General features: G+C 62.7%; 17 protein-coding genes and 1 other RNA gene. 8 read left to right on the top strand and 10 right to left on the bottom strand.

Annotated features, from left to right (window positions below):
* The first annotated feature begins 320 nt into the window (after nt 1–320).
* Both lysA and AAG813_RS03520 read left to right on the top strand, forming a co-directional pair.
* Nucleotides 321–1,613 carry a diaminopimelate decarboxylase gene (gene lysA / locus AAG813_RS03525; protein WP_341911886.1) on the top strand — a complete coding sequence of 431 codons (1,293 nt, stop codon included), beginning with the start codon at nt 321–323 and terminating at the stop codon, nt 1,611–1,613.
* A gap of 86 nt (nt 1,614–1,699) precedes the next feature.
* On the top strand, nt 1,700–2,527 hold the full coding sequence (locus AAG813_RS03520) for an MBL fold metallo-hydrolase (protein ID WP_341911884.1): 828 nt from the start codon (nt 1,700–1,702) through the stop codon (nt 2,525–2,527).
* A 70-nt stretch (nt 2,528–2,597) separates the two neighbouring features.
* Here AAG813_RS03520 and AAG813_RS03515 read toward each other — a convergent pair whose 3' ends face one another.
* From AAG813_RS03515 to AAG813_RS03495, 5 genes are all read right to left on the bottom strand, one after another.
* The gene (locus AAG813_RS03515) at nt 2,598–3,242 is read right to left on the bottom strand and encodes a protein-methionine-sulfoxide reductase heme-binding subunit MsrQ (RefSeq protein WP_341911882.1); all 645 of its coding nucleotides are present in this window, start codon (nt 3,240–3,242) and stop codon (nt 2,598–2,600) included.
* A gap of 69 nt (nt 3,243–3,311) precedes the next feature.
* Entirely contained in the window at nt 3,312–4,310 is a 999-nt protein-coding gene (gene msrP, locus AAG813_RS03510) for a protein-methionine-sulfoxide reductase catalytic subunit MsrP (RefSeq protein WP_341911880.1), read from the bottom strand.
* 78 nt (nt 4,311–4,388) lie between these two features.
* Nucleotides 4,389–5,735, bottom strand: a complete 1,347-nt coding sequence (gene ccsB, locus AAG813_RS03505) for a c-type cytochrome biogenesis protein CcsB (protein ID WP_341911878.1) — start codon at nt 5,733–5,735, stop codon at nt 4,389–4,391.
* Entirely contained in the window at nt 5,732–7,960 is a 2,229-nt protein-coding gene (locus tag AAG813_RS03500) for a cytochrome c biogenesis protein ResB (protein WP_341911876.1), read from the bottom strand. Before AAG813_RS03500 ends, ccsB begins: the two co-directional genes overlap by 4 nt.
* A gap of 177 nt (nt 7,961–8,137) precedes the next feature.
* Nucleotides 8,138–8,782 carry a c-type cytochrome gene (locus AAG813_RS03495; protein ID WP_341911874.1) on the bottom strand — a complete coding sequence of 215 codons (645 nt, stop codon included), beginning with the start codon at nt 8,780–8,782 and terminating at the stop codon, nt 8,138–8,140.
* Between the two features lie 221 nt (nt 8,783–9,003).
* Between AAG813_RS03495 and yihA the strand changes: the two genes are divergently transcribed.
* Together yihA and AAG813_RS03485 are read left to right on the top strand one after the other, a co-directional pair.
* Nucleotides 9,004–9,729 (top strand): ribosome biogenesis GTP-binding protein YihA/YsxC, encoded by a 726-nt coding sequence (gene yihA, locus AAG813_RS03490; RefSeq protein WP_341911872.1) that lies wholly within the window; start codon nt 9,004–9,006, stop codon nt 9,727–9,729.
* Nucleotides 9,730–9,828: 99 nt separating this feature from the next.
* On the top strand, nt 9,829–10,755 hold the full coding sequence (locus AAG813_RS03485) for an alpha/beta fold hydrolase (RefSeq protein ID WP_341911870.1): 927 nt from the start codon (nt 9,829–9,831) through the stop codon (nt 10,753–10,755).
* 76 nt (nt 10,756–10,831) lie between these two features.
* Here AAG813_RS03485 and AAG813_RS03480 read toward each other — a convergent pair whose 3' ends face one another.
* On the bottom strand, nt 10,832–11,728 hold the full coding sequence (locus tag AAG813_RS03480) for a lipid A biosynthesis acyltransferase (RefSeq protein ID WP_341911868.1): 897 nt from the start codon (nt 11,726–11,728) through the stop codon (nt 10,832–10,834).
* Nucleotides 11,725–12,612 (bottom strand): lysophospholipid acyltransferase family protein, encoded by an 888-nt coding sequence (locus tag AAG813_RS03475; RefSeq protein ID WP_341911866.1) that lies wholly within the window; start codon nt 12,610–12,612, stop codon nt 11,725–11,727. Before AAG813_RS03475 ends, AAG813_RS03480 begins: the two co-directional genes overlap by 4 nt.
* A 182-nt stretch (nt 12,613–12,794) precedes the next feature.
* Between AAG813_RS03475 and metK the strand changes: the two genes are divergently transcribed.
* From metK to AAG813_RS03455, 4 genes are all read left to right on the top strand, one after another.
* Complete coding sequence (gene metK / locus AAG813_RS03470; protein WP_341911864.1) at nt 12,795–13,976, top strand: methionine adenosyltransferase; 1,182 nt, start codon at nt 12,795–12,797, stop codon at nt 13,974–13,976.
* Between the two features lie 888 nt (nt 13,977–14,864).
* Nucleotides 14,865–15,155 (top strand): co-chaperone GroES, encoded by a 291-nt coding sequence (gene groES / locus AAG813_RS03465; RefSeq protein WP_096667046.1) that lies wholly within the window; start codon nt 14,865–14,867, stop codon nt 15,153–15,155.
* A 104-nt stretch (nt 15,156–15,259) separates the two neighbouring features.
* A complete protein-coding gene (gene groL / locus AAG813_RS03460; protein ID WP_341911862.1) occupies nt 15,260–16,918 on the top strand; it encodes a chaperonin GroEL in 1,659 nt (552 codons plus the stop codon).
* A 51-nt stretch (nt 16,919–16,969) separates the two neighbouring features.
* Nucleotides 16,970–17,044, top strand: a non-coding RNA gene (locus AAG813_RS03455) — sX9 sRNA.
* Between the two features lie 67 nt (nt 17,045–17,111).
* On the opposite strand, the gene AAG813_RS03450 is transcribed toward AAG813_RS03455, so the two are convergent.
* The 3 genes from AAG813_RS03450 to tal form a co-directional block, all read right to left on the bottom strand.
* Nucleotides 17,112–17,435 carry a DUF805 domain-containing protein gene (locus AAG813_RS03450; RefSeq protein ID WP_341911860.1) on the bottom strand — a complete coding sequence of 108 codons (324 nt, stop codon included), beginning with the start codon at nt 17,433–17,435 and terminating at the stop codon, nt 17,112–17,114.
* An 83-nt stretch (nt 17,436–17,518) separates the two neighbouring features.
* Entirely contained in the window at nt 17,519–19,084 is a 1,566-nt protein-coding gene (pgi, locus tag AAG813_RS03445; RefSeq protein ID WP_341911859.1) for a glucose-6-phosphate isomerase, read from the bottom strand.
* Nucleotides 19,085–19,093: 9 nt separating this feature from the next.
* Complete coding sequence (gene tal, locus AAG813_RS03440; RefSeq protein ID WP_341911856.1) at nt 19,094–20,041, bottom strand: transaldolase; 948 nt, start codon at nt 20,039–20,041, stop codon at nt 19,094–19,096.
* Nucleotides 20,042–20,087 lie beyond the last annotated feature (46 nt).

Below are 20,087 nucleotides of genomic sequence, written 5' to 3'. Positions count from 1 at the left end.
AATCCCATCATGTTTGCAAGATTTCAAATCCAGCGTCAAATTCTAGGCCGCCGCCAGGCGACCTCCTGTGCTCATGGCCTTTCAACCGTGGCCGCGGCCCTCGCCATGACCCTGGGTCTTGCGGCTTGCGGCCAGAAGGGCCCCCTTTTTCTGCCCCCGCCGCCCAAAGCGCGTCCGGCGGGCATGGCCCCTCTTGCGGCGCCCGTGCCCGCCTCCGCCGCCAGCGCGCCGGAAAGCGCCGCAGCCACCCCGACCGATCTGCCGGCACCGCCACCCGCCTCCGGTCCCGCGACCTTGCCGCTGCGATGAAAGCACCGGCCATGACCTCCACCGCACCATCGTCTGAACTGCCGGGCGCACCCCAACTGGCCTATCGCCAGGACGGTCTGTACCTCGAAGCGGTCCACCTCGATGCCTTGGCCAGCCAGTACGGCACGCCGCTGTTCGTGTATTCCAAAGCGGCGATGCTGGCGGCCCTGGCGGCCTACCAGCAGGGCTTTGCCGGACGCGATGCGCAGATCTGTTACGCCATGAAAGCCAATTCCTCGCTGGGTGTGCTGCAGGTGTTTGCCCGTGCCGGCTGCGGTTTTGACATCGTGTCCGGTGGCGAACTCGAGCGGGTGCTGGCGGCTGGCGGCGACATGCGCAAAGTCATTTTTTCCGGCGTCGGCAAAACACGCTCGGAAATGCAGCAGGCCCTGACCGCAGGTATCGGCTGCTTCAACGTCGAAAGTGAAGCCGAACTGGATGTGCTGTCCGGGGTGGCGCTGGCCATGGGCCGCGTCGCGCCGATCAGCATCCGCGTCAATCCCAATGTCGACCCGAAAACCCACCCCTATATCTCGACCGGCCTCAAGGGCAACAAGTTCGGCGTGGCGCACGAGGATGCCCTGCGGATTTACCGCCACGCGGCGTCGCTGGCGGGATTGAAAGTGGTCGGCATCGACTGCCACATCGGCTCGCAGATCACCGAGACCACGCCTTACCTGGACGCCATGGACCGGATACTGGACCTCGTCGATAGCATAGAAGCGGCGGGCATCCCGATTGAACACATCGATTTTGGTGGCGGCCTGGGCATCAACTACAACCAGGACGCACCGCCCGCGGCAGATGTGCTCTGGCAGGAACTGCTGGCGAAACTGGATTCCCGCGGCCATGGCGGCAAAAAGCTCATGGTCGAGCCAGGCCGCTCGCTGGTGGGCAATGCCGGCGTCTGCCTGACCGAGGTGCTTTACCTCAAGCCCGGTGAGCAGAAGAATTTCTGCGTGATCGACGCGGCGATGAACGATCTGCCGCGTCCCGCCATGTACCAGGCGTTTCACGCCATCGTTCCGCTGGAACCGCACCAGGACAGGCCGCAGGCGTCTTACGACGTGGTGGGCCCGGTCTGCGAAAGCGGCGACTGGATAGGCCGCGACCGCACACTGGCTGTGACCGCCGGCGATCGCTTGGCCGTGCTTTCAGCGGGAGCCTACTGCATGAGCATGGCCAGCAACTACAACACCCGGGGCCGCGCCGCCGAGGTGCTGGTCGATGGTGCACAAGCCCACCTCATCCGCGAGCGCGAGACAGCAGCCGACACTTTCCGCGGCGAAAAATTGTTGCCCTGAGGACAACGTCTCTTGATGCCCATCAAGAGACGTCTGCCGAGGTGGACGTACAGTCGGTTTCCTTCAAATCGACGTTACGCACTGACATGCCTCTGGAACTTTACCGCGACAAAAATCACGCCTGCCTGATGTTCACCGACCTCATCGAGGAAGATGGACAGGCGGTTCAGGCCAACCAGTTTCTGATCGTGGACCACGGCACGGGGGCCATCATCGATCCCGGCGGCAACCTGGCCTACAACGAACTATTCATGGGCATGACGCAGCATTTTCCGCCGCACAAGCTGTCTTACATCATCGCTTCGCATGCCGACCCCGACATCATCGCGTCCTTGGATCGTTGGCTGAGCAGCACCCAGGCCATGCTGGTGATCTCGCGGGTATGGGAGCGTTTTGTTCCGCATTTCACCAAGGTCGGCAAGACCGACAAACGGGTGATCGGCGTGCCCGACGGTGGCGGGCGCCTGCCTCTGGGCGCCAATGAACTGTGGTTGATCCCGGCGCACTTCATGCACTCCGAAGGCAATTTTCACTTCTACGATCCGGTCAGCCGTATCCTGTTCACCGGCGATCTCGGGGTGTCGATGATGTCCGGCGCCCAGGCGCGCCAACCGGTCACCAGCCTCAAGCCGCACATTCCGCTGATGGAAGGTTTCCACCGCCGCTACATGGTTTCGAACAAGATCCTGCGGCTGTGGGTCAACATGGTGCGTCCCCTGGACATCGCCATGCTGGTGCCGCAACACGGCGCGCCCATCGTCGGCAAGCAGGCCGTGAACGAATTCTTCGACTGGATTGAAAACCTGGTGTGCGGGATCGACCTGTTTGACGATCGCGCCTACCAGTTGCCTGTGGCAGGCATTGATCCGGTCGCACGTCAGACCCGGCCGGCATTGCGTGCGGTGAACGCCTAAGTTTCAGGTAAAAACCCGCTCCAGCCCTTATCAGCCGTGCGCTGGCAGCTCCTGAATCAGGAGCAGTCAGTCACTGCAGGCGCGTTGCTGCGGCAGGACTGGGGCCCGCGGGACGCTTGCCCCGCCCCCAGCGTTGCCAGACACGCCAGCCCAGCAAGGCCGCGATGATGGCCGCATAAACCGCCACCTCGGCAAAGTCGTTTTTGCCGGAGCGCATCCAGAAAAAATGCAGCAGGCCCAAGCCCGCAATCAGGTACACCAGTTTGTGCAGCATCTGCCAGCGCTTCGCGCCAAGCCGGCGGATGGCCGCATTGAAGGAGGTTGCGGCCAGCGGCGTCAACAACAGGAAAGCGGCAAATCCCACCAGGATGAACGGGCGCTTGATGATGTCCCTGACAATGTCGGCCACATCAAAGCCCATGTCGAACCAGCTGTAGCTGAGCAGGTGGACCAGCACGTAAAAGTAGACAAACAGGCCCAGCATCCGGCGAAAACGCGCCAGCGCGGGCGTGTTGCTGATCACCCGCAGCGGCGTGACTGCCAGCACGATGCACAGGAAACGCAGGGTCCAGTCGCCCGTCGCGCGGATCAGCGCCTCGGCGGGGTTGGCGCCCAACTGGTTGGTCAGCGCGCTGTAGAACAGCCAGGCGAAAGGCAGCAGGCACGCAAGAAATACCACCGGCTTGGCCGCAGGATGGAGGAGAAGTTTTTTCATGATGTAGAAGCCGAATCGGCGCCGGAGTGCCGGACAACGGGTCGCATTCCGGCCAGCCCCGACGGCGAATCAATAAAACTTCTTCAGGTCCATGCCCGCGTACAGCTGCCCCACCTGAGCCTCGTAGCCGTTGAACATCAGGGTTTTGCGCTTTTTGGCAAACAGGCCGTCTTCGCCAATACGGCGCTCGGTCGCCTGGCTCCAGCGCGGATGGTCCACGGACGGGTTCACATTCGAATAAAACCCGTACTCATTGGCCGCGGCCTTGTTCCACGCGGTGCGCGGTTCCTTGTCGGTAAAGCGGATCTTGACAATGCTCTTGCCGCTCTTGAAGCCGTATTTCCAGGGTACCACCAGGCGCACCGGCGCACCGCTCTGGTTGGGTAGCACTTCGCCGTACATGCCGAAGCTCAGGAGAGTCAACGGGTGCATCGCCTCGTCCATGCGAAGTGCCTCGACATAGGGCCAGTCAAGCACACGCGAGCCGACAAACGGCATGGTTTTCGGGTCGGCCTGGGTGATGAACTCGACATATTTGGCGTTGCCCAGCGGCTCGACCTTCTTGATCAGCTCCGCCAGCGAATAGCCGACCCAGGGAATCACCATGGACCAGCCTTCGACGCAGCGCAGGCGGTAGATGCGTTCCTCCTGGGCACTGAGCTTGATCAGGTCTTCAATGGCATAGGTCCTCGGCTGCTTGACCAGACCTTCGATGGCCACCGTCCAGGGCTTGGTCACCAAGGTGTGGGCATTTTTCGCCGGATCCGACTTGTCGGTACCGAATTCATAGAAGTTGTTGTAGCTGGTGACGTCCTTGTAGTCCGTGACTTTCTCCATGGTGACCGCGCCGGCCACCCCCGATTTGGCGCCGGGCAAAGCGGCCAGCTTCCCGGGTTTGATAACCGCCTGCGCCAGCGCTTCCCGACCGGCCCAGGAGGCGATGGTCGCACCAGCGGCGCCAGTGGCCATCAGCTTGATCAGATCACGCCGCTGCTGGTAAACGCCCTGGGGCGTGATGTCGCTGGGAACGGCGTGGTCGAAGCCACTGTGGTCGGTCTTGATCAGCATGGTGTGTCCTTGTTGTGGCGTGGATGGTGAAAGTTAGTCTTGGTACGCAGCCATTCCTTACAAGGATTCAAACCCCGGCTACAAGGTTCCGTAACTGTGCAGGCCGGACAGGAACATGTTCACCCCCAGGAAGGCAAAGGTGGTGACGGCCAGCCCGACCAGCGCCCACCAGGCGGCCACGGTACCGCGCAGGCCCTTCATAAGCCGCATGTGCAGCCAGGCCGCGTAGTTGAGCCAGACGATCAAGGCCCAGGTTTCTTTCGGGTCCCAGCTCCAGTAACCGCCCCAGGCCTCGGCCGCCCACAAGGCGCCCAGCACGGTGGCGATGGTGAAAAACGCAAAACCAACGGCAATCGCCTTGTACATCACGTCGTCGAGTACTTCGGCGCTCGGCAGACGTGCCGCGATGCGCTGGCGGCCCAGCAGAATCGCGGCGGCAATCAGGCCGGAAACCAGCAGGTAACCGAGCCAGTAATTGGTGCCGCCGATTTCGGTCGACTTGCGAAACACGATCGGCACAAAACACAGGACCACGCCCAGCAGCCACAGCGGCGTCAGCTTGTACCATCGTGTCTCCAGCGCCTGCTGCTTGATCAGATAAGCCAGCGAGACCATGGCCGCCAGCGAGAACATGCCGTAACCGATGAAGTTGGCCGGCACATGCAGCTTCATCCACCAGCTCTTGAGGGCGGGCACCAGCGGCTGGATTTCATGCGCCTCGCGGACCACGGTGTACCAGAGCAGAAAACCCACGGCCGCACTGACCACCAGCATCACGAACGCACCCATGGTGCGGGTCTTGTACTGCGCTTCGAAGTAAAGGTAAAACGCCGCGGTCATCCAGCTGAACAGCACGAACACCTCGTAGAGGTTGCTGACCGGAATGTGGCCGACGTCGGCGCCGATGAGGTAACTTTCGTACCAGCGCACCATGGTGCCGATCAGCGCCATGCCCACAGCCACCCAGGCGATCCGCGAGCCCAGCAGCTCCATCGTGCCGCTCTGCCCCCGGGCGAACATGCCTATCCAGTAAAACGCAGTGCTCATGAAAAACAGCACACTCATCCACAGGATGGCCGACTGGCTGGACAGGAAATACTTGAGCCAGAACACCTGTTCGGCGCGCGCCAGATCACCCTGGTAGGACATGATGCCGAGCAGGGAGAAGCCCGCGACCAGCAGCATCAGCGCGCGCAACGGACGCCAGAACCAGCCCATCGCGATCACGGCAGGAATGGCGCCCAGCAAAATGCCTTTTTCATAGACGTCCATGAAAGCGCTGTAGCGGAAAAAACCGTACAGCCCGCCAGCCAGCGCGATGGCCGCAAAAATCCAGTCCAGCGCATTGCGTTTGGCGAAATAGCCTTCCTGCAGGCTGATGGTGGTCGCGTCCGTGGTGCGCGAGCTCAGGGTGGTGGTGTTCATCGTGGCACCTGTAAAAGTTTGGTTTTCAGCATTTCGAATTCCTTGCCGCCATCCATGGTCTGGCGGTTGGTCGACATGGCCATGGTCGCCTGACTGCCTGCGCCCGATTCTGGCCCCTTTTCAAGCCCTTTTCCGGGTTCCGTGGCGTCCGCACTGTCTCCGGCCGGCGCCAGCCAGACCCAGAGGCGGCGCTCACGCACATACAGCATGGCAAAGATGCCCAGAATGAGCAGCGCACAACCGAGGTAGACGATATTTTTTCCGGGTGTACGCGCCACCTGGAACACACTGGCCTGCAATTGGGTGAAGTCCTTCAGCTCAAACGCCATGGGCGCCGGGTAATGGTGGGCATCGCTCAAAGACAACACGGCCTGCGCCATGAAAGCCTGGGTGGTGTCGTCGCGCGGCAGTGGCGGCAAGCCGTTTTGCTCACGCGTGAGCTGTGCCAGTTCGAACAGCACACCATTCAAAATACGCACCAGCACTTCGCCGGCACGGCTGCGCTCGTCTTCCGGCACGTTGGTTTCCATGAAGTCGGAAATCGCCTGCAGCCCGGCCAGCGGCTTGGTCTGGCCTGCGGTCACGGGCTGGTCGGGGCCCGCGAACAGGGCCAGGGCCCGCGACGCGGACGCGGACAGCTGCTCGGCCAGATCAGGCCGGTCCGTCGCGATGGCCTGGCGAACATAACGCTGGACGGCTTTGTCGCGCTGAGCCGGGTCGGCCAGCGCGCGACGCAGGCGCAAGAAACCCTCCATGCTGCCCTGCTCGTCGGCAGGGATACGCAGGTACTGGAAAGGCTCGGCTGGGGTTTCGCGCACACCCAGCAAAAACAGCGCGGGGCTGGCCTCGGCCGTGTCCATCTTGACCGGCAGCATGTAGTTGTGAAACTCCCTGGCCTGGCCGGACGCGTCGCGCAGCTTGTAGGTCACGCTGGGACCGACGTTGCGCAGTTCCTTCTTTTCTCGGGTCTTGTTGGCCGCGCCCAGGCGTGAATCGAGGGCCTGGCGCAAATCGACCTTGCGCACATCCGCACCCGACGTCGCACCCATGCTGCCCGAGCCGCCAAAATTCTCGACGTTGATGACACGCAGCGCGGTGTACTCCAGCGTCATCTTTTCGGCCCCGTTGGTCAGGCTGCTGGAGCCGCCAATCGTGCCCTGGATTTCAAAAGCCTTGCTGGCCCCCTGGCTGCCGGTGGCCAGCGGCACCGCCTTGAGCGTGACACTGGAACCCCCATCGTCAAAACTGGACTGGTAGATTTCGATGCCCTTGTGACGGGCCGGATGGTTGACCTCGACCCGGGCCGGAATCTTCTCGCCGGTTTCCTTGTCGTGAATCACGATCTCGCTGGCAAACAGCTTGGGCATGCCGGTCGAGTAGTACTCGACAATGAATTTTTTCAGCTCCACCGCAAAGGGCAGATCCTGCAGCAGAACGCCGCCGGGCTGGTTCAGGATGGCGGTGCTCGACTGCGTGCCCTCGGCAACCAGCAGGTTGGCGCGGAAGGTGGGATTGCGCTCGCTCAGCCGGTGCTGGGCCGGTACGTCAGCAATCAGTCCGCCGCCGGCGTATACCGTCTTGTTGTTGAACCACATCTGCGCACGCACGATCAGATCGCCATCGAGCAGGCCGCCCACACACACCAGCACGATGGCGCTGTGTGCCGCGATGTAGCCCAGCTTGTTGGCAGCCCCGGCCTTGGCCGCCACCATCCAGCCTTCGCCGCCGGACGTGGTTCTCTGCTGCAGCTTGACCTTCCAGCCGCCCTGCACCAGCGTCTGCCCGATGCGCCGCGCGGCCGCTTCAGGTCCTTCATCCAGCGCCGCTTCGGCGCGGTGCCCGAAAGCCTTGAGGCTTTGTTCGCGAACGTTTTCCTTGAGCTGGTTCAGGTCCGCGAGGATTTTCGGGGTGTTGCGGCTGATGCACAGGGAGGTGGAGATCACCAGGAAGGCCAGGATCAGCATGAACCACCAAGCGCTGTACACCGTGTACAGGCTGACGGCGCCAAACACCTGGGCCCAGAACGGGCCGAACTGGTTGACGTAGTTGCCGATCGGCTCCTGCTGCTTGAGCACCGTGCCTATCACCGAGGCGATGCAGATCACCGTCAGCAGCGAGATGGAAAAGCGCATCGACGACAGCAACTCCACGGTGGAGCGCAGGGCGTGCGAGCCCGCCTTGAGCCTCAGGCCGTGGGTGGAAACTGCGTGGCTGGGAACGGTCATGCGTGGTGTTCGGTAGGGCGGCAATAAAAAAGGCGGGTCTTCTGCAAAAGACCCGCCCTGTATGGAGTGATTATTCTGGCTGGGGTTCAATACAAACTGGGCGAGCCCCTGTATTTTCCCGGGAAAGAGGTTTCCCCCTTGCCCCCAGCCATGGATCCCATGGGTTTTTCAGGGAATTCAGCGCAAACCGGCGATGTAGTCAGCCACGGCGCGGATTTCCCTGTCGTTCAGTTTGGCCGCAACCTGCGTCATCTGAAGGTTGTTGTTGCGCCCACCGTCGCGGAAGGTCGTCAGCTGGGTCGCGGTGTATTCGGCATGCTGGCCGCCCAGACGCGGGTATTGCGAAGGAATGCCGGCGCCGTTCGGGCTATGGCAACCGGCGCAGGCCGGCACCTGACGGTCGGCGATGCCACCACGGTAAATGCGCTCACCCAGCGTCACCAGTGCCTTGTCCTTCGCGAAACCGGGCTTGGCCTTCTTGCTGGTCACCCAGTAAGCGATGTTTTTCATGTCGTCGTCGCTGAGGGCGCTGGCAAACCCCTTCATGACGGCATTGTTGCGCTTGCCCGACTTGAATTCCTGAAGCTGCTTGACCAGGTATTCGGGGTGTTGCTGCGCCAGTTTCGGATTGGCGGCAATCGCGGAGTTGCCGTCCGCCGCGTGGCAGGCGACACACACTGCGGTGTAGGTGGCCTCCCCCTTGACCAGATCCGGCTTGGCCACCTTGGCCGGAGCGGCCTCGCCGGCCGCCCGCGAGACAGCTGGTACCAGCAGCAGGGCGGCAAATAAATAAGTAATCAACGAAGTGGAAACAAGCTTCATATCGGGGGTTTAATAGTTGACTCTAAAGTGGACCAGGCAATCGGCGCACAGCCTTGGGCTGAAAATAACAGCCCGCTGGGGCGCCGACCAACGCAAAACTCCCTGATTTTACAATGGCTTGGGGGACAATCCCAAATATGAGCATATCTCCCCGATCTACACCCGTTAAAACGCAGAAGCCGACCGCCAAGCGGGCGCCGCCCAAGGAAGCAGCGGCCAAAATGGCTGCCGCGCTGGCCGCCCAGCCGCCCCAGTCGGCCGAGGCGAAGATTGCCATGGGCTGGCTGCACACGGCCAAGTTCCTGACCACGGCCCCCGAACTCAAACACCTGCCGGTGTATGAGTATCCCGAGATTGCCTTTGTCGGCCGCTCCAACGCGGGCAAGTCCACCTGCATCAACACGCTGACGCAGATCAACCGCCTGGCTTTCGCCTCCAAGACCCCGGGCCGTACGCAGAGCATCAATTTGTTCTCGCTCGGCAAACAGGGGGTGACCGATGCGGTGCTGGCCGATTTGCCGGGTTACGGCTACGCAGCCGTGCCCAAGGCCGCCAAATACCGCTGGCAACAGGTGATGGGCAACTATCTGCAGACGCGTGACAACCTCAAGGGCGTGGTGCTGCTGTGCGACCCGCGTCTGGGGCTGACCGAACTCGACGAAATTTTGCTGGATGTGATCCGCCCGCGGGTCGCGGAAGGCCTGAAGTTTCTGGTGCTGCTGACCAAGTCCGACAAGCTCAACAAAACCGAGGCCGCCAAGGCGCTGTCCATTGTGCGACTGCAGGCTGGCGGCGGCGATGTCAAACTGTTTTCTGCGCTCAAGCGGCAAGGCGTGGAAGAAGTGGCCCAGCACCTGTGGCAGTGGGCCCATCCGCCGGTCAAGCCTGCCAAAGCAGCCAAGGCGGAGACAAGCCCGCCACCGGAAGAAGAATCCGGCGACGCCTGAGTTCCGCCCCGGCCGGCCCTGCCGCTTGTGCATTTTCAAGCAAAAACTGCCCTCAGCCCATACCCCATGGGCACGAGCAGCTACTGAATGCATAGCATCATGATCGACACCCGCCTGATCCCCCTGCCCCACGGCATCACCCTGTCCTGCCGCGTGGCGGGTGAATCGGGCCGACCGGTCCTGATGTTCCTGCACGGCTTTCCGGAAGGCGCGTTTGTCTGGGACACCCTGCTGGCGCACTTTGCCCGGCCCGAAAACGGCGCCTACTTCTGCATCGCGCCCAACCTGCGCGGTTTCGGGACGTCGAGCGCACCGCCGGAGGTGGACGCCTACCGGCCCAAACACCTGATGCAGGACATCGCCGCGCTGGTGGGGGCTGTCTGTCCGGCCGACCAGCCCCAGCTTGAATGCCTGGTGGCGCATGACTGGGGCGGCGCGATTGCCTGGAACCTGGCCGCCGCCATGCCGCAGCTGATGAAAAAACTCGCCATCATCAACTCGCCCCACCCCGGCACGTTTCTGCGCGAGCTGCAGCAGTCGCCGGCCCAGCAGGCCGCCAGCGCCTACATGAATTTCCTGATCCGTCCGGACGCCGAGGCGCTGCTGGCCAAGGACGACTTCCGCCGCCTCTGGCAATTCCTGACCAACGGCAGCGACCACGTACCAGCCTGGCTCACTGACAGCGTACGGGACCAGTACCGCGAAGTCTGGCGCGCCGGGCTCACCGGCGGCTGCAACCTGTACCGCGCATCGCCCCTGCGCCCGCCCCGGCCCGGGCCACCGCACCACGACCCGGCCGCCGCCGCCGTCACGCTGGCGCGCGAGCGCTTGATGGTCCTGCTGCCCACGCTGGTGATCTGGGCGCTCGACGACATTGCCTTGCCGCCGGCGCTGATCGAGGGTCTGGCCGACTACGTGCCTGACATGCAGTTACAGCAGGTGCCGGGCGCGTCGCACTGGATCGTGCATGAGCAGCCCGAACGGGTGGCCGGCTATCTGCAGGACTTTCTGGGTCAGGTCCGTTAGCTACTGTTTTTATAGCTTCCCGCGCTTTCCCCATCAGGGCCGGAGACCAAAAAAACCTGCAAGCTGGGTGATCCACCTAATACAACGAAGGCTGCTCCTCCGGCCGGGTCTTGAAGCGTTTGTGCACCCAGTAATACTGCGCCGGCATGGTGTCGATGTAGGCCTGCAGCTGGGCATTCATGAAGGCGGTATCCGCCACCGGGTCCTCCGAAGGGAAATGGGTCCAGGCCGGCAGGACCTCCACCTCGTAGCCCGAGGGCGTCAGGCGCGGCACCAGCGGCACCACCTTGGCGCGGCCCAGGCGCGCAAAACGCGACAGCGAGGGCACGGTCGCTGTCGGCACACCGTAAAACGGCACAAACACCGAATCGTCGGGACCGAAATCCATGTCGGGCAGCAGGTACAGCGGCTGCCCTTCGCGCAATGCCGTCACGATGGGCTTGACGCCGTCGGCCCGCCCGAACAGGCGCAGGTGGCCAAAACGCCGGCGGCCGCGCAGTATCCAGCGGTCCACCAGCTTGTTCGACTGGTCGGTATAAATCGTGGTCGAGGGGCGTGGTGAATACAGGGCGGCGGCGGCCCAGGCTGCGTCGAGGCCGACAAAATGCGGCAGAAAGATCACCGTGGGCTCGTTGCCGGCGAGTTCATGCACCGCACCGGTCAGCCGCACGCGGCGCCGCACCCAGGCTTGCGGCGCGTGCCACAGCCAGGCGCGATCCAGCCAGGCCTGGGCAAAATACACAAAGGTCTGCCGGGTCAGTTGGCGCCGTTCCGCCGCATCCAGGGAGGGAAAGCACAGCTGCAGATTAGCCTGCACCACACGCCGGCGCGCCCCGACCAAGCCATACAGCGCCCAGCCCAGGGCGACGCCGAGCGCCCGCGCCAGGGGCAGCGGAAATACCGCCAGCACCTGCATCAGCCAGATGCCGGTTCGGGTGACCAGACGGCCAAGCCACTGGCGGGCGGGCTTCAAAACGCGTCCTTGCGGGGTGTCTTGTAGCGCGCGTAGCCCCACAGGTATTGCCCGGGCTGGCTCAGGACGATGGCCTCAATCGCCTGGTTGATGCGTGTCACGACATGCAGAATGTCGGCCTGCGATGGCCCGCTGCGCGGGCCACCTTCAACCGGCGGCAAGGCCTGCGCCTGCAGGCCGGCCACAGACGGCCAGATCTTGAGGAAATAACCTTTGCCGCGCGGCAGGCGCTCGCAACTCACCGGCAGCAGCACGGCCCCGCTTTGCAGCGCCAGCCGGGCCGCCAGCGTCATGGTGTACGCCGGCTGGCCGAAAAACGGCGCCCACACTCCCAGGCCCTCGGGCGGCACCTGGTCTGTCAGCAGGGCCACGGCCTGGTTGGCCTTGAGCGTCCGGTGCATCAGCCGGATACCGCTGAGGCTGGCCGGCACCACCGTCAGTTGCGGCCGCTGCCGGGTCGCTTGCTCAAGCGCCGCCAGCCAGGGCTTGCGGGCCGGCCGGTAAATCGCGGTGATCGGGCCATACAGCTCGGCCAGCGCCTGCGGGCCCAGCTCGAAGCTGCCACAATGCGGCCCGAAAAAAATCACCCCGCGTCCTTGGCCAAAGGCCTGCTCGGCATGGATCTGGCCTTCAACCTGCACATTGCCCAGGCAGGACTCGGTCTGCGGCCGCATCCAGAGCTTGGGCAGTTCGCCCACAAACCGTCCGGCCTCGGCAATCGCCGGCCGGGCCGCCTCGAAAGTGACGCCGGCCTGCGCCACGTTGGCGCGAAACTGCCGGCGGTAGCTGGGGCTGAGCAGCCAGACCAGCCAGCCCAGGGCCGCGCCCAGTGCATGCAGCGCGCGCAAGGGCCAACGGGAGAAAAAACGGAACAGCAGGATCATGGAAAGACTGGAAGCGGGAGGCCGAGGTGGGCGGACTGAGCCGGCGGAGGGAAAACGATATAATGAGCGCTGTCGCCGAGTTATTGAACTACTTGCAGGGCGACATTAAACCAAACTGCTAAAGCGTTCGCCGAGGCACCCCAAGCCGGCAACGCGCCGACTAACTTCATGGAGTGTACGCAATGGCGAACGATTTTCTCTTTACTTCCGAATCCGTCTCCGAAGGCCATCCCGACAAGGTTGCCGACCAGATCTCCGATGCCATCCTCGATGCCATCTTCAAGCAGGATCCGCTGTCACGCGTGGCCGCCGAGACCCTGACCAATACCGGCCTGGTCGTGCTGGCCGGTGAAATCACCACCAACGCCCATGTGGACTACATCCAGGTCGCACGTGACACCATCAAGCGCATCGGCTACGACAACACCGAATACGGCATCGACTACAAGGGTTGCGCCGTCATGGTCTGCTATGACAAGCAGTCCAACGACATCGCTCAGGGCGTGGACCATGCCTCCGACGACCACCTGAACACCGGCGCCGGTGACCAGGGCCTGATGTTCGGCTACGCCTGCGACGAAACGCCCGAGCTGATGCCCGCGCCGATTTATTACGCGCACCGCCTGGTCGAGCGCCAGGCCCAGCTGCGCAAGGATGGCCGCCTGCCTTTCCTGCGCCCGGACGCCAAAAGCCAGGTCACCATGCGTTATGTGGACGGCAAGCCGCACAGCATCGACACCGTGGTGCTGTCGACCCAGCACAGCCCGGACCAGTCCGAGTCCGCCACGAAGATGAAAGCGTCATTTACCGAGGCCATCATCGAGGAAATCATCAAGCCGGTGCTGCCCAAGGAATGGCTCAAGGACACCAAGTACCTGATCAACCCCACCGGCCGCTTTGTCATCGGCGGCCCGCAGGGCGACTGTGGCCTGACCGGCCGCAAGATCATTGTGGACACCTACGGCGGCGCCTGCCCGCACGGTGGCGGCGCCTTCAGCGGCAAGGACCCCTCGAAAGTGGACCGTTCCGCCGCGTACGCCGCCCGTTATGTGGCCAAGAACATCGTCGCGGCCGGCCTGGCGCGCCAGTGCCAGATCCAGGTCGCTTACGCGATTGGCGTGGCACGCCCGATGAACGTCACGGTGTACACCGAAGGCACGGGCGTGATGTCCGACGAGAAACTCTCGGCCCTGGTCAACGAACACTTCGACCTGCGTCCGAAAGGCATCATCCAGATGCTGGACCTGCTGCGCCCGATTTACGAGAAGACCGCCGCCTACGGCCACTTCGGCCGCGACGAACCCGAATTCACCTGGGAAAAGACAGACAAGGTGGCTGCGCTTCGCGCGGCCGCAGGCCTGTAAGGCCTCGAGCAAAGCGAGCTTGTCTGCTTTCAGCGCAGGCTAACTTCGCGAAGCGGAGTTAAGGGCCGTCGGCCCGGCCGAAGCTAACGTACCGATAAAGTTGCAGCCCTCCGGGCTGCGGCCGGCCTGTAAGGCACTGAGCGCCCCGCGGGGCAAGAAAAAAGCCACCCAACAGGGTGGCTTTTTTCTTTGAAGGAGCCGGTGTCAGCGGACAGAAGGGGCTTCGGTCAGGGATTTGTTTTGTTCGTGCCGGCTTGTGCTGCAGTCACTTCATGCAGAGGCGATTTTTGGAGAATGCCTGCGACCGGCTCAGCTTGAAAAGCTCCGGAGATCGTCATGGTCCGACACTTGGGGCTTTTCATGATCACGTTTGGCGGCGACGAGAAACGGCCAGACCGGCCGGGAGAAACCCATACGGCCGGCGCCAGCGGAATTCTTACGGTCGTGGGAGGCCCTGTCACCCGAGCGAACTCCGGCAGACCTGCTTGCCAAGTCGGCGGGGAAGTGGTTCATGTGATTCATCGCTGTTCCTTGGTAAGGGGGCCACACCGTCCATGAAAGGATGACCATGAGTTTGACTATAGGCAAGCAGGCTGGTTACCTGCTGTCAGAAGGTGATGAAAGCGGTGTAGGACAAAAACACAGCCAGCCGGGGGAGCCGGTAGCGGCGTGCGGCTTTCGCCACGCGCGCGTGGCAGACCAACAGATCGCCCCTTGACGCTGTTTTGCAGGGACAGGCTTGAAACCGCCGTCAAACGGCCTTATGATTAGCACTCGCTAGTTTGGAGTGCTAACAACAGCAACTTCACTCCAGCCCATTCACAGACAGCACGCTAGCGCGTGGTGTTTTTTGATCCCAAACCCACTGTTTCAAAACAAGGAGCTCCCATGAAACTTCGTCCCCTGCACGATCGCGTGATCGTCAAACGTGTTGAAAACGAAACCAAAACCGCCTCCGGCATCGTCATTCCTGACAGCGCCGCCGAAAAGCCTGATCAAGGCGAAGTGCTGGCTGTGGGCCCCGGCAAAAAGAACGACAAGGGCGAAATCAGCGCCATGGCTGTCAAGGTTGGCGACCGCGTGCTGTTCGGCAAATACAGCGGCCAGACCGTCAAGGTCGACGGCGACGAGTTGCTCGTCATGAAAGAAGACGACCTGTTTGCTGTCGTCGAGAAGTAATTCTCCAGCGACCTTCAGTCACTATCAAATTAATAGCTGCTTGCGCCCGTTTTCATTGGGCCGACGGCTTAATTGACCCTTATTTAACTTTTTAGGAGCCACACATGGCAGCAAAAGACGTAATTTTCGGCGGCGAAGCCCGCGCACGCATGGTCGAGGGTGTGAACATCCTGGCCAACGCCGTCAAGGTCACCTTGGGCCCCAAAGGCCGCAACGTGGTGCTTGAGCGCTCTTTCGGCGCTCCTACGGTGACCAAGGACGGTGTGTCCGTCGCCAAGGAAATCGAACTGAAAGACAAGCTGCAGAACATGGGCGCGCAGATGGTCAAGGAAGTCGCTTCCAAGACTTCCGACATCGCTGGTGACGGCACCACGACCGCTACCGTTCTGGCACAAGCCATCGTCCGCGAAGGCATGAAGTATGTCGCCGCCGGCATGAACCCGATGGATCTGAAGCGCGGCATTGACAAGGCTGTCACGGCCCTGGTCGAAGAGCTGAAAAAAGCTTCCAAGCCCACCACCACCAGCAAGGAAATTGCCCAGGTCGGCACGATTTCCGCCAACAGCGACGAAGAAGTCGGCAAGATCATCGCCGAAGCGATGGACAAGGTTGGTAAAGAAGGCGTGATCACCGTTGAAGACGGCAAGTCGCTCAACAGCGAACTCGACGTCGTCGAAGGCATGCAGTTTGACCGCGGCTACCTGTCGCCCTACTTCATCAACAACCCAGAAAAGCAGTCCGCGATTCTGGACAACCCGTTTGTGCTGCTCTACGACAAGAAAATCAGCAACATCCGTGACCTGCTGCCGACCCTGGAGCAAGTTGCCAAGTCCAGCCGTCCGCTGCTGATCATCTCGGAAGACGTCGAAGGCGAGGCCCTGGCCACGCTGGTGGTCAACACCATCCGCGGCATCCTGAAAGTTGTGGCTGTCAAGGCCCCTGGTTTCGGCGACCGCCGCAAAGCCATGCTGGAAGACATCGCCACCCTGACCGGTGGCAAGGTCATCGCTGAAGAAGTCGGCCTGACGCTCGAAAAAGTGACGCTGGCCGACCTCGGCCAGGCCAAGCGCATCGAAGTGGGCAAGGAAAACACCATCATCATCGACGGCGCCGGCGCAGCTGCTGACATCGAAGCCCGCGTCAAGCAGGTTCGTGTCCAGATCGAAGAAGCAACCAGCGACTACGACCGCGAAAAACTGCAGGAGCGTGTTGCGAAACTCGCCGGCGGTGTGGCCGTGATCAAGGTTGGCGCTGCCACCGAAGTCGAAATGAAAGAGAAAAAAGCCCGCGTCGAAGACGCCCTGCACGCTACCCGTGCTGCTGTGGAAGAAGGCATTGTGGCTGGCGGCGGCGTGGCTCTGCTGCGTGCCAAGCAGTCGGCTGGCACCATCAAGGGTGACAACGCTGACCAGGACGCCGGCATCAAGCTGATCCTGCGCGCCATCGAAGAGCCGCTGCGCATCATCGTTTCCAACGCCGGCGAAGAGCCAAGCGTTGTCGTGAACGCAGTGCTGGCCGGTAAAGGCAACTACGGCTACAACGCCCAGAACGGCCAGTACGGCGACATGATCGACATGGGCATTCTGGACCCCACCAAGGTGACCCGCACGGCCCTGCAAAATGCAGCGTCTGTCTCGTCGCTGATGCTGACGACCGAGTGCATGGTTGCCGAGGCTCCGAAAGACGAGTCCGGCGCTGGCGGCGGCGGCATGGGTGGTGGCGATATGGGTGGTATGGGCGGCATGGGCGGCATGGGCATGTAATCCGGCTACTGCGCAGGCGCCATGCGTCGTTGGGCGGTGCTCGGAATCCTCACGTACCCCAAGGTACGCTCCGGTTCCTGCGCTCCGTCCGCCTAGCCTGACACCTGCTCGCTACGCCGTCCGGACTTCCGGGCAGCAAACAAAAAACCCGCAGGGCGCGCGCCCTGCGGGTTTTTTCATGTGCGTTCGAAACTCAGGCCGACGCGTATTCGCTGCCCGCGTCGCGAGCCGGCTGCGCCCACCAGTAAACCAGCACGAACCAGCCGATACCGGTCAGCATGATGAGTTGCCACCAGCCGCTTTTGCCAATGTCGTGCAGGCGGCGCGCGCCGGCAGCCAGGGCCGGCAGCAGCAGGACCAGACCTACCAGGCCGCTGAGCATGTCACCCATCATCGAAGCGGCAATGGAGACCAGGACCTGAAACAGGAAAAACCACCAGAATTCAGGGCGCGATGCGCGCCCTGAAAAGGTCGCGTACTTGGCGAAACAGGTGGAAATGGCTTGACCGAAGTTCATGTTTTTTCTCCTCCTCAGGATAAAGACGGGGCAAATGCCCCGCGCCATGATAGGCCAGACCTGTGTCCGTGCTGCGGCTGTCCTTAGCGCAGGCGCTGCAACAAGCCCGCCGTCGAGGCGTCCAAGCCCGAAACATCCCCACTGCGCAGACGCGGCTCAATGTCTTTGGCCAGCACCTTGCCGAGCTCGACCCCCCACTGGTCAAAGCTGTTGATGCCCCAGATGGCGCCGCTGACAAACACGCGGTGTTCCTGCAGCGCAATCAGCGCGCCCAGGCTGGCCGGGTCCAGCGCTTCGAGCAAGAGGAAGGTGCTGGGCCGGTTGCCCGGAAAATGCCGGTGGCCCCCTGCGTCGCTCTGCCCCAGCATCAGCGACTGGCCCTGGGCCAGCACGTTGGCCAGCAGCTTGTCGTGGTGGCCCGGCAAGCCATGGGAGGATTTTTTGACTGCGACAAACTCGACCGGCACCACGTCGGTTCCCTGATGCAACATCTGGAAATAGGCGTGCTGGCCGTTGGTGCCGGGCTCGCCCCAGAGCACCGGTGCGGTGGCAAACGGCAGCGTCCGGCCCTGGGCGTCCACGCGTTTGCCGTTGCTCTCCATCTCCAGCTGCTGCAGGTAGGCCGGCCAGCGGCGCAAGGCGCTGCTGTAGGGCGCGATGCTGCGGCTGGTGAAACGGTGGAAGTTGCGGTACCAGACATCGAGCAGACCCAGGCGCACCGGCAGGTTCTGCGCCAGCGGTGCCGTGCGGAAATGATCGTCCATCGCATGGGAGCCGGCCAGCAACTCGCGAAAACCCTGGGCGCCTATGCTGATGGCCAGCGGCAGGCCAATGGCCGACCACAACGAATAACGCCCGCCTACCCAGTCCCAGAAGCCGAAGGTCGTGCGGATGCCAAAGGCCTGGGCCGCGGCGACGTTGGTCGTCAGTGCCGCGAAATGACGCGCAATGTCCTGGCCACCCTGTGCCTCGAACCATTGCCTGGCCGACAGGGCATTGGTCATGGTTTCGGTGGTCGTGAAGGTTTTTGACGCGATCAGGAACAGGGTGTTCTGCGGCTGGAGTTGCGCCAGGACGCCGGCGAGCTCCTGCCCGTCGACGTTGGAGACGAAGTGAAAACGCTTGCCGGGGATGCGGAAGGCGTCGAGCGCCAGCACCGCCATCTGCGGACCGAGGTCGGAGCCGCCTATGCCGATGTTGACGATGTCGGTGATGCCAGGGTCTGCACGCACCTGCTCGGCGTAGGCCAGCATGGCAGCCAGGGTCTCGTGCACCCGGAGCAGCCCGGACGCTATATTTTCAGGAGCTTCTGGCGCCCGTCCCGTCTGGGCTGGAGCCGAATTTCTCAATAAAAAATGCATGACCGCACGGTCTTCGCTGCGGTTGATTTTCTCACCGGCAAACATCGCGTCGCGGTAGGGCTCCACGCCACGCTGGCGCGCCAGGTCCAGCAGCAAGGCCTGGGTGGGCGCGTCGATCAGGTTTTTGGAGAGATCGGCAAAAACGTGCGGTGCCTCCTGGCTGAACGCAGTGAACCGGCCGGGATCGGCTGCAAAAGCCTGGCGCAGGTCGAAACTTTTCCCTGTCGCCTCAAACTGCGCCTGCAGCGCAGCCCAGGCCGGGGTCTGGTGGCAAGGGGGTCGGTTCATCGGCCGGACTCAGGCGGCCAGCATCAGCTGTTCAAGTTTGACCGCATCCGCCGCAAAGGCGCGTATGCCTTCGGCCAGCTTTTCGGTGGCCATCGCATCTTCGTTCAGTGCGTAGCGGAAAGTCACCTCATCAAAGCCGGCGGCCGGCAGGTCCAGCGCCTGCGCGGCCCGGGCGTCCAGCGCGCGCACCAGTGGCGCCTCGCTGGCAGCGAGCTGGCCCAGCAGCTCGGGGCTGATGGTCAGCAGGTCGCAGCCGGCCAGGGCGGTGATCTGCCCGATGTTGCGAAAACTCGCGCCCATGATCTCGGTCTTGATGCCGAATTTCTTGTAGTGGTTGTAGATCTGGCGCACCGACTGCACGCCGGGGTCGTTGGCGCCGGCATGCGCGGCCTCGTCCCACGCGGCCCCGGCCGACTTCTTGTACCAGTCGTAGATGCGGCCGACAAAGGGTGAGATCAGCTGCACCCCGGCCTGGCCGCAGGCCACCGCCTGGCAGAAGGAAAAAAGCAGCGTCAGGTTGGTGTGGATGCCCCTGTCTTCGAGCCGGCGCGCCGCCTGGATGCCCTCCCAGGTAGCCGCCACCTTGATCAGCACACGGTCGATGTGGATGCCTTCGGCCTCATACAGCTCGATGATGCGTTCGCCACGCGTGAAGGTGGCGTTGCTGTCGAAGCTCAGGCGCGCATCCACTTCGGTCGACACCCGGCCCGGGATGATGGACAGGATCTCGCAGCCAAAACGCACCAGCAGCCGGTCCATGGTTTCATCCAGCGCGCGGCCGCGAAACTTCGCCACGGTGTCACGCAGCAGCGGCTGGTAGTCGGGCTTCTGCACGGCCTTGAGGATCAGCGACGGGTTGGTTGTCGCGTCCTGGGGCTTGTAGGCGTCGAGCTGTTTGAAATCACCGGTGTCGGCCACCACCGTGGTGAACTGCTTGAGGGCTTCGAGTTGGTTCATGGTGAAAGTGTAGAGGGATCGCGGCCAGGGCCCTGTAAGACCAGAA

The sequence above is a fragment of the Polaromonas sp. YR568 genome (assembly GCF_943371715.1).
GTDB lineage: Bacteria > Pseudomonadota > Gammaproteobacteria > Burkholderiales > Burkholderiaceae_C > Polaromonas.
The sequence above is the reverse complement of the archived record's forward strand: the minus strand, read 5'-3'. Positions and strand labels throughout refer to the sequence as shown.

Coding starts and splice junctions, on each gene's coding strand:
- lysA (WP_341911886.1), top strand. CDS start 321: ATGACCTCCACCGCACCATCGTCTGAACTGCCGGGCGCACCCCAACTG.
- AAG813_RS03520 (WP_341911884.1), top strand. CDS start 1,700: ATGCCTCTGGAACTTTACCGCGACAAAAATCACGCCTGCCTGATGTTC.
- AAG813_RS03515 (WP_341911882.1), bottom strand. CDS start 3,242: ATGAAAAAACTTCTCCTCCATCCTGCGGCCAAGCCGGTGGTATTTCTT.
- msrP (WP_341911880.1), bottom strand. CDS start 4,310: ATGCTGATCAAGACCGACCACAGTGGCTTCGACCACGCCGTTCCCAGC.
- ccsB (WP_341911878.1), bottom strand. CDS start 5,735: ATGAACACCACCACCCTGAGCTCGCGCACCACGGACGCGACCACCATC.
- AAG813_RS03500 (WP_341911876.1), bottom strand. CDS start 7,960: ATGACCGTTCCCAGCCACGCAGTTTCCACCCACGGCCTGAGGCTCAAG.
- AAG813_RS03495 (WP_341911874.1), bottom strand. CDS start 8,782: ATGAAGCTTGTTTCCACTTCGTTGATTACTTATTTATTTGCCGCCCTG.
- yihA (WP_341911872.1), top strand. CDS start 9,004: ATGGCTGCCGCGCTGGCCGCCCAGCCGCCCCAGTCGGCCGAGGCGAAG.
- AAG813_RS03485 (WP_341911870.1), top strand. CDS start 9,829: ATGATCGACACCCGCCTGATCCCCCTGCCCCACGGCATCACCCTGTCC.
- AAG813_RS03475 (WP_341911866.1), bottom strand. CDS start 12,612: ATGATCCTGCTGTTCCGTTTTTTCTCCCGTTGGCCCTTGCGCGCGCTG.
- metK (WP_341911864.1), top strand. CDS start 12,795: ATGGCGAACGATTTTCTCTTTACTTCCGAATCCGTCTCCGAAGGCCAT.
- groES (WP_096667046.1), top strand. CDS start 14,865: ATGAAACTTCGTCCCCTGCACGATCGCGTGATCGTCAAACGTGTTGAA.
- groL (WP_341911862.1), top strand. CDS start 15,260: ATGGCAGCAAAAGACGTAATTTTCGGCGGCGAAGCCCGCGCACGCATG.
- AAG813_RS03450 (WP_341911860.1), bottom strand. CDS start 17,435: ATGAACTTCGGTCAAGCCATTTCCACCTGTTTCGCCAAGTACGCGACC.
- pgi (WP_341911859.1), bottom strand. CDS start 19,084: ATGAACCGACCCCCTTGCCACCAGACCCCGGCCTGGGCTGCGCTGCAG.
- tal (WP_341911856.1), bottom strand. CDS start 20,041: ATGAACCAACTCGAAGCCCTCAAGCAGTTCACCACGGTGGTGGCCGAC.